12 protein-coding genes are annotated in these 13,116 nt (G+C 51.1%); all 12 read right to left on the reverse strand.

Translation table 11 applies throughout. From position 1 onward, the window contains the following. Positions 1 to 69: 69 nt before the first annotated feature. On the reverse strand, positions 70 to 699 hold the full coding sequence (pyrE, locus tag KTG14_RS01665) for an orotate phosphoribosyltransferase (RefSeq protein WP_216968778.1): 630 nt from the start codon (positions 697 to 699) through the stop codon (positions 70 to 72). Beyond that, positions 696 to 1,388, reverse strand: a complete 693-nt coding sequence (pyrF, locus tag KTG14_RS01670) for an orotidine-5'-phosphate decarboxylase (RefSeq protein ID WP_216968780.1) — start codon at positions 1,386 to 1,388, stop codon at positions 696 to 698. Before pyrF ends, pyrE begins: the two co-directional genes overlap by 4 nt. After that, positions 1,385 to 2,299: a dihydroorotate dehydrogenase gene (locus tag KTG14_RS01675; RefSeq protein ID WP_216968782.1), complete on the reverse strand. Its 915-nt coding sequence runs from the start codon at positions 2,297 to 2,299 to the stop codon at positions 1,385 to 1,387. Before KTG14_RS01675 ends, pyrF begins: the two co-directional genes overlap by 4 nt. Further along, positions 2,296 to 3,063 carry a dihydroorotate dehydrogenase electron transfer subunit gene (locus KTG14_RS01680; RefSeq protein WP_216968784.1) on the reverse strand — a complete coding sequence of 256 codons (768 nt, stop codon included), beginning with the start codon at positions 3,061 to 3,063 and terminating at the stop codon, positions 2,296 to 2,298. The genes KTG14_RS01675 and KTG14_RS01680 overlap by 4 nt, the downstream gene beginning before the upstream one ends. Next, on the reverse strand, positions 3,060 to 6,248 hold the full coding sequence (gene carB / locus KTG14_RS01685; protein WP_216968792.1) for a carbamoyl-phosphate synthase large subunit: 3,189 nt from the start codon (positions 6,246 to 6,248) through the stop codon (positions 3,060 to 3,062). Before carB ends, KTG14_RS01680 begins: the two co-directional genes overlap by 4 nt. Further along, entirely contained in the window at positions 6,241 to 7,335 is a 1,095-nt protein-coding gene (locus tag KTG14_RS01690; RefSeq protein ID WP_216968794.1) for a carbamoyl phosphate synthase small subunit, read from the reverse strand. The genes carB and KTG14_RS01690 overlap by 8 nt, the downstream gene beginning before the upstream one ends. Continuing rightward, the gene (locus tag KTG14_RS01695; RefSeq protein WP_216968797.1) at positions 7,335 to 8,609 is read right to left on the reverse strand and encodes a dihydroorotase; all 1,275 of its coding nucleotides are present in this window, start codon (positions 8,607 to 8,609) and stop codon (positions 7,335 to 7,337) included. Before KTG14_RS01695 ends, KTG14_RS01690 begins: the two co-directional genes overlap by 1 nt. A gap of 1 nt (position 8,610) precedes the next feature. After that, positions 8,611 to 9,480 (reverse strand): aspartate carbamoyltransferase catalytic subunit, encoded by an 870-nt coding sequence (locus tag KTG14_RS01700; RefSeq protein ID WP_216968799.1) that lies wholly within the window; start codon positions 9,478 to 9,480, stop codon positions 8,611 to 8,613. A gap of 134 nt (positions 9,481 to 9,614) precedes the next feature. Continuing rightward, positions 9,615 to 10,904, reverse strand: a complete 1,290-nt coding sequence (locus KTG14_RS01705; protein ID WP_216968801.1) for a solute carrier family 23 protein — start codon at positions 10,902 to 10,904, stop codon at positions 9,615 to 9,617. A gap of 27 nt (positions 10,905 to 10,931) precedes the next feature. Continuing rightward, positions 10,932 to 11,471, reverse strand: coding sequence for a bifunctional pyr operon transcriptional regulator/uracil phosphoribosyltransferase PyrR (gene pyrR, locus KTG14_RS01710; protein WP_216968803.1), 540 nt, complete (start codon positions 11,469 to 11,471; stop codon positions 10,932 to 10,934). A gap of 218 nt (positions 11,472 to 11,689) precedes the next feature. After that, positions 11,690 to 12,592 carry an RluA family pseudouridine synthase gene (locus KTG14_RS01715; protein WP_216968805.1) on the reverse strand — a complete coding sequence of 301 codons (903 nt, stop codon included), beginning with the start codon at positions 12,590 to 12,592 and terminating at the stop codon, positions 11,690 to 11,692. Further along, positions 12,592 to 13,065: a signal peptidase II gene (lspA, locus tag KTG14_RS01720; RefSeq protein WP_216968808.1), complete on the reverse strand. Its 474-nt coding sequence runs from the start codon at positions 13,063 to 13,065 to the stop codon at positions 12,592 to 12,594. The genes KTG14_RS01715 and lspA overlap by 1 nt, the downstream gene beginning before the upstream one ends. Between the last annotated feature and the right edge of the window lie 51 nt (positions 13,066 to 13,116).

A 13,116-nucleotide genomic window follows, 5' to 3' on the forward strand; every position in this document is an offset into this window, starting at 1 on the left:
TTTCACTTTCTTTACTTAACTATAAAGCGGAAAAAACCTACGCACATCGACATGATGTGCGTAGGTTTTTTAGGAAGTCAATGCGCCGGCTTTCAGTTTTTCGTGCCATTCACTGAGCATAGGCAAATCTTCTGCGGCTATCGCTCCGCCTTCCCTAGCTTGTTGAACTAGTGCCGGGAAATCCGTCAAGGTGTGGAAAGTGAATCCTGCTTCCTGTATCGCCTGCTCTGCCTGTGGCAATCCGTAAGTGAAGATCGCCGCAATGCCAGCCACTTCAAATCCAGCATCTTGTAAAGCTTGTGCCGCCTGCAGCACCGAGCCGCCTTTGGAGATCAAGTCTTCGATGACGACCGCTTTTTGACCTGGCTCAATTTTGCCTTCGATCAAATTCGATTGTCCGTGGCCTTTCGGTTTCGAACGCACATAGACCATCGGCAAATCAAGGCGCTCTGCAACCCACGCCGCGTGCGGGATACCCGCTGTCGCAGTTCCTGCAATCACTTGTGCATCCGGATACTCGCGCCGAATCGTTTCCGCGAGCCCATCCGCGATCGCCTTGCGAACTTCCGGATAGGACATCGTCAGCCGGTTATCGCAATAAATCGGCGATTTGACCCCGGATGCCCAAGTAAATGGGTCGTTCGGGCGCAACTCGACTGCGCCGATGGACAATAACTGTTGTGCGATTTGCTTTTTCATGAACGACCGCTCCATTCTCCGTTGATGTAATCATAGCTTTTTTGTGGGTTTTCTGAGCGGGTGATGGCCCTGCCGACGACGATATAGGTCGAACCTTGCGCTTTTGCATCGCTTGGTGTGGCGATGCGCTTTTGGTCATGGCTTTCCGATGCAGCTGGGCGGATCCCTGGCGTGACGCGCAGGAACTCTTCGCCGCATGCCTCGCCAATCGCTTTCGCTTCATGAACCGAACAGACGACGCCGTCAAGCCCTGCCTGTTTGGCGAGTTTCGCGTAATGCAAGACCGACTCTTCTAGGCTCACAGCAATCAATTGTTCTTGTTGCATCTGTTCTTCGCTCGTCGAAGTCAATTGCGTCACAGCAATCAGTTTTGTCCCGCTGCCGGAGAGTCCACGTTTTGCGGCTTCCATCATGGCAAGGCCGCCCGCTGCATGGACATTGACCATATCGACGCCAAGTTCCGCGATGCGGCGCATGGCAGATTCGACAGTATTCGGGATATCGTGCAATTTCAAATCCAGGAAAATGTCGTGTCCGTAGTGATTCAATGTATGAATGAGTTCTGGCCCTTCCTGATAGAACAATTCCATTCCGACTTTCAGAAACAACGGTTCCGTGAACTCGGACAAGAATTCTTCCACATCAAGCTTGGACGGGAAGTCGAGTGCAATGATTGGTTTGGTAGTCATAAGCGGTGGCTCCTTCCAGTGAGTTCTTGTACAGATTCATAGCCCAGTTCATGCAAGCGTTCCGGTAGCTTGTCGATCAGTTCAGGGCAGGCGAATGGATTGACAAAATTCGCCGTGCCGACCGCGACAGCATTCGCTCCAGCTGACAAAAAGTCGATGACATCATCCACTTCCGCGACGCCGCCCATCCCAATGATCGGCAACTTTGTATGGCGCCTCACCTCGTACACCATGCGAAGTGCGACCGGTTTGATCGCGGGGCCTGACAAGCCGCCTGTGATATTGGCGATGACCGGGCGTCCCGTTTTCGGGTCAAGCCGCATGCCGAGCAGTGTGTTGATCATTGTAATGCCATCTGCGCCGCCTTCTTCGACCGCTTTGGCGAGCTGGACGACATCGGTGACGTTCGGCGATAACTTCACGTAAACCGGTACGTCCGATACGTCTTTTACCATGCGCGTCAGTTCTTTTGCGACGTTCGGGTCCGTTCCGAATGTAATGCCGCCTTGCTTGACGTTCGGACAGGAAATATTCAACTCCAGCGCGTGGACATTCGGTGCCTTGGAAATGGTTTTTGCCACTTCGACATAATCTTCTGCAAGTGAACCAGCCACATTGGCGATAATGGGAACATCAAATTGTTCTAGCCAAGGCAATTGTTCATCGACTACTTTTACAAGTCCGGGATTTTGCAGACCGATGGCATTGAGCATGCCGGATGAAGTTTCCGCAACGCGGGGCGTTGGGTTTCCAAGACGCATCTCGGCAGTCGTCGCTTTAATCATGATCGATCCGAGTTTCGATAAATCATAGAGCTTTGCGTATTCTTGTCCGAAGCCGAAGCAGCCGGATGCGGGCATAATCGGGTTTTTCAAATCGAGGCCTGGCAATTTCACGCTTAAATCCGTCATGAAATCACCACCCCTGCTGGAAATACGGGGCCATCTGAACATACTTTGATGTAATCCGTTTCGCTTCTAGTCGTCCGGCAGACGCACGCAAAGCATGCCCCGATGCCGCAGCCCATGCGCTGTTCATAAGATAAAAACCCTTTTTTCTCTGGGTACGCCCATTGCACTGCTTCAAGCATCGGCGTCGGCCCGCAAGAATAATAGGTATCAAAATCGTTCGGCAAGCCATTCAAAATATGGGTCACGAAACCTTCCGTCCCGTGCGAACCGTCGACTGTCGCAATATGCGTATCGCCGAGAGCCCTGAATTTATCTTCATAAAACACCGCTTCACTGCTTTCGAAGCCGAGAATGTGGACGGTTTTTACACCTCTCGCATTGAGCTGCAATGCGAGTTCGTAAAGTGGTGGCACGCCAATCCCCCCGCCGATTAAAAAAGCTTTCTTTCCAGCTTCATCGACCGGGAAACCGTGGCCTAGAGGACCTAACACATCCAGCGTGTCGCGTTCTGTCTTTTGTGACAATAAACTGGTCCCTCGCCCTTCTGAACGGTAGATCATCGTAAAGCATGATGCTTCCTTGTCGATCTTCGCGACAGAAATCGGCCGGCGCAATAACGGTTCAAAACTATCTGCCACACGCACGTGGACAAATTGGCCCGGCTCGTTCATTTCCTGCGCCAAAGAACCCCTGACAGTGAGCTCGAAAATGTTCTTGGCGATTTCAGTTTGGGAGACAATCGCCATTTTCTCCTGTTTGATCATACACCTGCCCCCATTTCCTCTGCCTGGAATGTCATCGATTCGATGACTCTGAGCATCGCTTCCGCCGTATCCAGTGATGTTAAACACGGCACGCCGTTTTCGACCGATTCCCGGCGGATGCGGAAGCCGTCACGTTCTGGCTGTTTGCCTTTGGTCAATGTGTTGATGACGATCTGTGCGTCGCCGCTTTGGATAACATCGAGTAAGGTACGCCCCTCAGCACCAATTTTTCCAACTTCCGCAACGGCAATGCCTGCTTCAGTGAACGCTTGTGCCGTTCCACCTGTTGCCATGATTTGGTATCCGATATCCCGGAAGCGCTTCGCCAGTCCAACTGCTTCTTCTTTATCTTTATCCGCTACTGTCAGCAGTACAGTACCGTGATCTTTCACTTCCATACCAGCTGCTGCTAAGCCTTTATACAGCGCTTTTTCGAGCGTGATGTCTTTGCCCATTACTTCGCCGGTCGATTTCATTTCTGGTCCTAAGGTAATATCGACGCGGCGCAGTTTCGCGAATGAGAACACCGGCACTTTGACGTAGACGCCTTTTTTCAGCGGCGCTAAGCCTGTTGTGTAGCCTTGCTCGACAATGCTTTGACCGAGTATTGCTTTCGTTGCGATATTCGCCATCGGAATGCCGGTGATTTTGCTGAGGAACGGCACCGTGCGGCTTGAGCGCGGGTTGACTTCGATGACGAATACTTCGCCTTTCGAGATGACGTACTGGATGTTCAATAAGCCGACGATGTTCAAGCCTTTGGCGAGCCGTGTCGTATAATCCGTCAAAGTGTCGATTTGCTGCTGCGAAATGTTTTGCGGCGGATAGACCGCAATTGAGTCACCGGAGTGCACGCCTGCCCGTTCGATATGTTCCATAATGCCCGGGATTAAGACATTTTCCCCGTCGCAGATCGCATCGACTTCAATTTCTTCTCCTGTTAAATAGCGGTCGACCAGTACCGGATGTTCAGGGCTTGCTTCGACGGCGTGTTCCATGTAATGAATCAAATCGCTTTCGTTATAGACGATTTCCATCGCGCGTCCTCCGAGTACATAAGACGGACGAACGAGCACCGGATAGCCGATATCGGATGCGATGACTACCGCTTCTTGTGTCGACACGGCCGTCTTGCCGAGTGGCTGCGGGATGCCGATTTCATGAAGTGCCGCTTCGAATTTATTACGGTTTTCTGCGCGGTCGATGTCTTCAAGCGTCGTGCCGAGAATCTTCACACCGTTTTTCTCGAGCTTATCTGCCAAATTGATCGCTGTCTGTCCGCCAAACTGGACGACAACGCCTTTTGGCTGTTCAAGGTCGACGATGTGCATGACGTCCTCGATTGTCAGCGGTTCGAAGTAGAGCTTGTCGGAAATGGAGAAATCGGTCGACACTGTCTCCGGGTTATTGTTGATGATAATTGCCTCGTAGCCGGCTTCTTTGATCGCCCAAACGGAGTGGACGGTTGCGTAATCGAATTCGACGCCTTGTCCGATGCGAATCGGGCCAGAGCCGAGTACGATGACACTTTCTTTATCAGTGCGGATTGATTCGTTTTCATCTTCATAGCTGGCGTAGAAATAAGGCGTTTCAGATTCGAACTCCGCAGCGCAAGTGTCGACCATTTTGTAAACCGGTATCAAGCCTTGCTGTTTGCGCCATTCGTATACTTTTGCTTCTTGCGTATCCCATAGTTTCGCAATCGTTCTGTCAGCAAAGCCCATGCGTTTCGCTTTTCTTGCTGTCTCATAGTCAAATGACTGTTGCTGCAGCACGTTTTCAAGACGGACGATTTTGTCGAATTTTTGCAGGAAGAACAAATCGATTTGGCTCCAGTCTTGGATCGTGTCAATCGTCACGCCGCGGCGGAGTGCTTCGCCGATAAAGAACAACCTTTCGTCTCCCGCTTTACGGATGCGTTTTTCGATCCATTCGTCGCTCATGTCCGTGCCGTTTTTCAGCTCCAGATGGAATTGCCCGGTTTCCAGTGAACGCACCGCTTTTAGCATTGATTCCTCGAATGTCCGGCCCATCGCCATAACTTCACCGGTCGCTTTCATTTGCGTGCCAAGGTTGCGTTTGGCCGCTTCAAATTTATCGAACGGCCAGCGCGGGATTTTCGAAACGACATAGTCAAGTGCTGGTTCGAAGGCGGCGTATGTGCGCCCAGTCACTGGATTCATCATTTCACCAAGCGTTAAGCCCACCGCGATTTTCGCTGCTAATTTGGCAATTGGGTAGCCCGTCGCTTTGGATGCAAGCGCAGAAGAGCGGCTAACACGCGGGTTCACTTCGATAATGTAATAGTCAAAGCTATGAGGGTCGAGCGCGAGCTGAACGTTGCAGCCGCCTTCGATTTTCAAGGCGCGGATAATTTTCAGCGACACATTGCGCAACATTTGGTATTCACGGTCGGATAAAGTCTGGCTCGGGGCGACGACGATCGAGTCGCCGGTATGAATGCCGACCGGGTCGATGTTTTCCATATTGCAGACGACGATGGCGGTATCTTCTACATCGCGCATCACTTCGTATTCGATTTCCTTGAAGCCCGCGATTGATTTTTCCAGCAAGCATTGTGTCACGGGGCTGTATTTCAAGCCGCTCGCAACGATTTCGTGCAATTGCTCGTCGTTATGGCAAATGCCGCCACCCGTTCCGCCGAGTGTAAAGGCCGGGCGGACGATGACTGGGTAGCCGATCCGTTCCACAAAGCGCTTAGCTTCTTCCATGTTATGAATGATGTCGGAATCCGGTACCGGTTCGCCGAGTTCATTCATCAAGGTGCGGAACAAATCGCGGTCTTCTGCTTTATGGATAGCGTCCAGCTTAGTCCCCAAGATTTCAATATTCAATTCGTCCAAAATTCCGGATTCATCCAGTTCGATCGCCATATTGAGACCGGTCTGCCCGCCAAGTGTCGCAAGCAGTGCATCCGGGCGCTCTTTTCTTAAGATGCGGCTGACAAACTCCAATGTAATCGGCTCGATGTACACTTTATCGGCGATTTCGGTATCGGTCATGATCGTCGCCGGATTAGAGTTGATCAAAATGACGCGGTAGCCTTCTTCTTTCAAAGCGAGACAGGCTTGTGTGCCCGCATAGTCGAATTCTGCTGCTTGGCCGATAACGATCGGACCTGAACCAATAACGAGGATGCTTTTGATATCTTGTCTTTTAGGCATGTTGTTGCTCCTTCCGTTGTGCGTGCATCATTTCCAAAAATCGATCGAATAAGTAATTCGAGTCTTCCGGGCCAGGCGAAGATTCCGGGTGGTATTGCACGGTGAAAGCTGGGTAATCGAGATGCGCCAGCCCTTCATTGGTTCCATCATTGAGTGCTGTATGCGTTACTTTCAGTCGCGTGCCTTGCAAGGTTTCTTCATCGACTGCGTAGCCGTGGTTTTGTGAAGTGATTTCGATCTTGCCCGTGACAAGGTCTCGTACCGGATGATTGCCGCCGCGGTGGCCGAACTTCAGCTTGAATGTCTCAGCACCGCACGCTCTTGCGAACAATTGGTGGCCGAGGCAAATTCCGAAAATCGGTACTTGGCCGAGCAATTCGCTGACAACGTCCACACATTCGGGAACGTTTTTCGGGTCTCCTGGGCCGTTCGACAACATGACGCCGTCCGGTCCCCAAGCGAGGATTTCCTGCGCGCTTGTATTATGCGGAACGACGATAACATCACATTTGCGTTTGTTTAATTCACGTAAAATTCCGTGCTTCATGCCGTAATCGATTAACACGACACGCTTGCCGCGGCCAGGACTCGGGTAAGGGCGCGTGATCGATACTTGGGCGACTTGGTCAGTCGGCAAAGTCGTTTCGTTCAATTTATTGATTACCTGCTCTACATCCGGTTCTTCTCCGGCAGCCGATAAGATGCCCTTAATCGATCCGTTGACGCGAATTAGCCGGGTCAGCTTGCGAGTGTCGATTCCGGCGATGCCTGGAATGCCTTTTTTCTCAAGTAATTCACTTAAAGTCATCGCATTCCTAAAATTCGTGGGAAAATCCGCCGCTTCCCTTACGACCATCCCTTTAACGGCAGGATCAATCGATTCGAAATCATCGCTGTTGATGCCGTAATTGCCTTGCAGCGGGTAAGTCATCGTGACGATTTGTCCGCAATAGGATGGGTCGGATAAGATCTCTTGGTAACCGGTCATGCTGGTGTTAAACACCACTTCCCCGAACGATGCCGATGGTGCGCCGAATGCTTCCCCTGCGAATACTGTGCCGTCTTCTAAGATCAAATAACGTTTCATCAGTTTTCCTCCTGCCATACGATGTCACCGCCGAAAATGGTCATCACTGGCCAGCCGGTGCAAGTTTGTCCGCCAAATGGCGTATTTATTCCTTTGGAAAGAAAGTCTTCCGTGCGGATTTCTTGCTGTTTATCCAAGTCGAGCAGCACCAGGTCGGCTGCTTGCCCTGCCTCAAGCGTCCCGTAAGGCAGTCCGAACACATCTGCCGGCTTTTTGGTCAGCCAGCCAATTAATTGCTGGAGTGTCCATTTGCCACTCTGGACGAATTCTGTGTACAGAAGCGGAAACGCCGTTTCGAATCCGACGATGCCGAATGGCGCTTTTTCCATGCCGTTCGCTTTTTCTTCCGCTGCATGAGGTGCGTGGTCTGTCGCAATAAAATCGAGTGTGCCGTCGAGCAGCCCTTCACGAAGCGCTTCGTAATCTTCTCGTGCGCGAAGCGGCGGGTTCATTTTGTAATTCGCGTCGTAGCCTGGGATGTCATCTTCCGTTAGCAATAGATGATGGGGCGTCACTTCCGCCGTGACGCGGACGCCTGCCCGTTTTGCGTCGCGGATGACGCGAACCGACTCTTTCGTGCTGACGTGGCAGACGTGATAATGGGCGCCAGCCGCCTCAGCGAGCAGGATGTCGCGTGCGATATGCACTGATTCCGCAACAGACGGGATTCCAGGCAAGCCCAGCTCGCGGCTTCGCTTGCCGTCGTGCATGACCCCTCCGTAGATCAAGCTATTGTCTTCGCAATGTGCGACGACCGCCATATCGAGTTCGGCCGCTTCTTTCATCGTCTCAAGCATCATTGCCGCTTCCTGTATACCGACACCGTCGTCGGTGAATGCAAACGCGCCGTGTTGTTTTAGTTCTTTTAGATTGGTCCGTTCTTTGCCCGCTTCGCGGATCGTGATGGAGGCATACGGCAAAACCCGAATGAGCGCATTTTTTTCGATCAAGCCGTTGACGTGATCAAGATTTTCCTTCGTGTCGGGTACTGGCCGCGTGTTCGGCATGGCGCAGATGGTCGTATAGCCTCCGCGTGCTGCTGACTTTGTACCGCTTTCGATGGTTTCTTTTTTCTCTCCACCTGGTTCACGCAGATGGACATGGACGTCCACAAATCCTGGTGCGATCATTCGGCCTTTGCCGTCGATTTCCGTTTCTCCTTGCGCTTTCAGGTGAGTACCGATCTCTTCGATGCGGCTATCTGTAACGCGAATATTCGTTTCCTCTAGTTGTTCCCCGTTCAACATATTTACGTTCTTAATGAATAATCCCATCTCAATCTCTCCCTTTCATTGCATATTCCAGTATGGCCATACGGACGAACACGCCGTTTTCCATTTGCTTGAAGATTCTCGAACGCTGGCATTCTACGAGTGAATCCGCGATTTCCACGCCTCGGTTGATCGGCGCCGGATGCATAATGATGGCGTCTTTTTTCATTTTCTTCTCGCGCGCTTCTGTTAAGCCAAACTCTGTATGGTAATGTTCTTTGGAAAACAAGGCCGAGACCGCGTGGCGTTCATGCTGTACCCGGAGCATCATGACGACATCCGTTTCGCCGATCACGTCATCTAATTGATTCGTCGTGTCGTAGTCGCCGCTCCATTCTTCCGGACACACAAAGCTGACTTTTGCGCCGAGCTGTTTCAGTGCAGCGGCATTCGATTTGGCAACACGGCTATGGGCAATGTCCCCGACGATCGTCACGTGGACGCCGTCGATGCGGCCGAATTCTTGATGGATGGTGTACAAATCAAGCAATGACTGTGTCGGGTGTTGCCCCGAACCGTCACCGCCGTTGATGACTGCGAGCTCGCAGCCTTCTAGCTGCTGGTAATACGCTTCTTCTTCGTGTCGGATGATGACCGCTTTGACACCGATTGCTTCCATCGTTTTCACGGTGTCGTAGAGCGTTTCGCCTTTTAATATGCTAGAAAAGGCTGTTTCAAATGGTAGTACTGACAACCCTAGCCGGTGTTCGGCCATTTCGAAACTCATTTTTGTTCGTGTGCTCGGTTCGAAAAACAGGTTGGCTACCGCCCCTTCAAGTGTGGCTTTCTCTCCTTTTTCAAACTGCTCGGCACGCTTCAGCAAGTTCATGATTTTTTCATTTTCGAGATTATCCATTGTTAACAGATTCGGCAATTTGCTCACGCCCTTTCGTTGACTGTACAAAAAACCCCTTCCCAGGGGCAGGAAGGTGTAAGGAAATAAGGGTAGACTGCACCCCTAACCATAACCCTTTCCATGCCTCTCTGGACATTCCTTAAAAGGTAAGTTTATTCAGTTCCATCATCCAATTCCTGTTTATCAAGTCCAGGCAGGATCAAGTTCAAAATTACGCCGACGATGGCGGCTAGCGCCATTCCTTCGATGGCAAACGATTCGCTGAACTCGAGTTTCGCGCCGCCGATTCCGATGACCAAGATGACCGACGAGATGACCAAGTTGCGGTTGTTGCCGAAGTCGATGCCGTTATCGACGAGCATGCGCAGTCCTGACGAGGCGATGATGCCAAACAGCAGGATCGAGATGCCCCCGAGCACCGCTGTCGGAATCGTGTCGATGACCGCCATCAGTTTTCCGAAGAAGGAGAACAAGATCGCGAACACCGCAGCACCGAGAATGACATAGACGCTGAACACTTTCGTGATGGCAAGTACGCCGATGTTCTCGCCGTAAGTCGTTTTCGGCGGGCCTCCGACAAGCGAGGAAATGAAGGTCCCGATACCATCGCCTAAAATCGAGCGATGAAGGCCCGGGTCTTTTATGTAATTGCGGTCGACAATTTTGCCGAGGACCAGCTGGTGCCCGATATGCTCAGAGATCGTGACGATGGCGATTGGCACCATGACGAACAACAAGGTTGGCGTCACTTGGAAAGAGTAATCGATTCCCGGCAGCAAAAATTCTGGTACTTGGAACCAACTAGCCGCTGCTACTGGGGCAAAGTCGATAATGCCGATCAGTGTAGAGTAAGCGTAGCCTGCAATGATACCGATTAAAATCGGCATAAGCGAGATGATGTTCTTAAAGTAAATATTGCAGATGATAGCCGTAGCGAGTGTGACAAGTGCGGCTGAGAAATGCAGCAGGCTGTATTCAGAGCCGCCATCAGCTGTCGGGATGTTCATGGCCATATCTACCGCTGTTCCGGATAATGCCAGCCCGATAACGATTATGACTGGGCCGACAACGATTGGAGGCAAGAGTTTCATAAGCCATTTATAGCCGGTCTTCCAAATAATCAATGACACGAGCGCGTAAACTAGCGAGACGAACATGGCGCCGATCATTGCCGATCCGATGCCGCCTGTATCCGTGGCGATCTGTATCGGGACGATAAAGGCGAATGAAGATCCGAGATAAGCCGGTACTTTGAATTGCGTAATGAGGACGAAGATGATGGTGGCGATACCGCTCGTCAATAGCGCGATCGCGGGGCTCAAGCCAACTAGCTGCGGCACCAGGATCGTTGCGCCGAACATGGCGAACATGTGCTGCAAGCTGAGGGAAATCCATTGCCCCGTTTTTGGTTTATCGTGTATGTCTAAGATGGCATTGCTCAAGTTGTTTCTCCCCTGTCTATCTAGTGATTAGTCGTTAATGGTAACGCGGTCGGTGCTGTCGCTTTCTGTCATCTCGACAACGATTCGTTCTTCGCTCGATGTCGGGATGTTTTTTCCGACATAATCGGAGCGAATCGGCAACTCCCGGTGTCCCCGGTCGATCAGGACGGCGAGTTGGATCTGTGCCGGCCGCCCGAGGTCCATGACCGCGTCCATCGCTGCACGGACAGTGCGGCCCGTGTAGAGAACATCATCGACCAGGATGACTTTCTGGTCTTTAATGCTGTGTTCAATATCGACTTGTTGGACGAGCGGCTCTTGCCCCGGGTTTTTCTGGCTCAAGTCGTCGCGGTACAGCGTGATGTCGAGTTCTCCAGTCAAAATGGCCTTGCCTTCGATTTGTTCAATTTTGTCTGCCAAGCGCTTGGCGATGAACGCGCCGCGCGTTTTAATGCCGACCAAGATACAACCGTCGATTCCTTTATTGCGCTCGATGATTTCGTGGGCGATCCGTGTGATCGCACGCCCGATCGCCTTGTCATCAAGAATGACCGCTTTTTCTGCCATGTGTTCCACTCCTTTATGATTGATCGAAATTTCTGCATGAAAAAACCCTCCGCCAGAGAGGCGAAGGGTGCGTAAGCGCAGAAAAAAACCTTCCGGAAGACACACTTCCGGCTTTGCGAATATCCCTTTTCAGCCTCTCTGGACTGTTCTTAAAGGTGATGCGTATTCAGTTGACTGGTCTAAGTATAAAGAACAGCTCTTTCGTTTGTCAACCCCCCTCAGCGGAGAGTCTCGAGAAGTTCTTCGAATTCAACCGGCAAAGCCGACGAGAATTCCAAGTATTCTTTCGTCCGTGGATGGATAAAGCCGATGACTGCGGCATGCAAAGCCTGGCCGCCAATATCCATCGTTTTTCTCGGGCCATATTTCGGATCCCCTGCAAGCGGGAAGCCGATATAACGCATGTGTACACGAATCTGATGCGTACGGCCTGTTTCAAGACGGCATTCCACTAAAGTGAAATCCCCGAAACGCTCGAGTACGGTAAAATGAGTCACTGCGTGCTTGCCTTTGTCGACGACCGCCATTTTTTGGCGCTCTTTCGGGTCTCTCGCAATCGGCGCATCAATAGTGCCTTTGTCGTGGGCGATATGCCCATGGACAAGCGCAATGTATTTGCGTGTCACAGATTTTTCGACCAATTGGTCCACCAATGACGCATGGGCGAGATCATTCTTTGCCACCATCAACAAGCCCGATGTATCTTTATCGATACGGTGAACAATACCGGGACGGACGATGCCATTGATGCCCGATAAGTCCGTGCAATGGTACATCAAGCCGTTAACCAGTGTCCCGTTCGCGTGTCCTGGTGCCGGATGGACGACCATGCCTTTCGGTTTGTTGACGACGAGTACATCTTCATCTTCATAAACGACATCAAGGTTCAGGTTTTCCGGTTCAGCGTCTAATTCCTCTAATAACGGCGGATTGATAGCGATTTCGTCTTCAAGCCGCACTTTGTAATTCGGTTTGACCGCTGTGCCATTCACTTTAATATGGCCATCTTTGACCCAGTTGCTAATTTGTGAACGCGACCATTCTTCATCGATAGCCGAAATGACTTTATCGATTCGCTCGCCTTTTTGTTCTTCTGTAATGTGTATCATCAGTTCTTCCATTAAGACACCTTTTTCTTTTGTTGTTTTTCATCCATGATCACGTAAATGACCATTAAGACGACACCAATGGTCAATGCAGCATCCGCTACATTGAAGATCGGAAAGTCATAATTGATTACTGGAATCAGCACATCGACAAAATCGACCACTTCACCACGGTACATCCGGTCGATGAAATTACCGATTGCGCCTCCCAATAGCACCATCAGCGCCAATTGAAACAGTGGCTGCCCTCCGGCATGCTTATGGAAGTAATACAGAATCGCCACGATCACCACAACAGTGATAAGGGCGAACAACCACATCTGCCCTTCCAGCATCCCCCATGCCGCTCCGCGATTGCGGTGGGAAAGCCAACCGAGATACGGTTCGAGCACAGGAATCCGTTCCCCGAGCTCCATATTTTTGACGACCAGCCATTTGGTCCATTGATCCAATGCAATAATTAGTAGAGCAATCCCATAATAAATCACTTGTATTTCCTCCGTCATTCATCAGTCTATTCATTTTAACACAGAGCGGGC

This window comes from Planococcus sp. CP5-4_YE, assembly GCF_019042655.1.
Classification (GTDB): domain Bacteria; phylum Bacillota; class Bacilli; order Bacillales_A; family Planococcaceae; genus Planococcus.

Bases quoted from the DNA above. Each gene is read 5' to 3' on its own strand.
- KTG14_RS01715 (WP_216968805.1), bottom strand. From the start codon at position 12,592: ATGGAAGAACTGATGATACACATTACAGAAGAACAAAAAGGCGAGCGA.
- carB (WP_216968792.1), bottom strand. From the start codon at position 6,248: ATGCCTAAAAGACAAGATATCAAAAGCATCCTCGTTATTGGTTCAGGT.
- pyrE (WP_216968778.1), bottom strand. From the start codon at position 699: ATGAAAAAGCAAATCGCACAACAGTTATTGTCCATCGGCGCAGTCGAG.
- KTG14_RS01695 (WP_216968797.1), bottom strand. From the start codon at position 8,609: ATGGGATTATTCATTAAGAACGTAAATATGTTGAACGGGGAACAACTA.
- pyrF (WP_216968780.1), bottom strand. From the start codon at position 1,388: ATGACTACCAAACCAATCATTGCACTCGACTTCCCGTCCAAGCTTGAT.
- KTG14_RS01680 (WP_216968784.1), bottom strand. From the start codon at position 3,063: ATGATCAAACAGGAGAAAATGGCGATTGTCTCCCAAACTGAAATCGCC.
- KTG14_RS01690 (WP_216968794.1), bottom strand. From the start codon at position 7,335: ATGAAACGTTATTTGATCTTAGAAGACGGCACAGTATTCGCAGGGGAA.
- pyrR (WP_216968803.1), bottom strand. From the start codon at position 11,471: ATGGCAGAAAAAGCGGTCATTCTTGATGACAAGGCGATCGGGCGTGCG.
- KTG14_RS01675 (WP_216968782.1), bottom strand. From the start codon at position 2,299: ATGACGGATTTAAGCGTGAAATTGCCAGGCCTCGATTTGAAAAACCCG.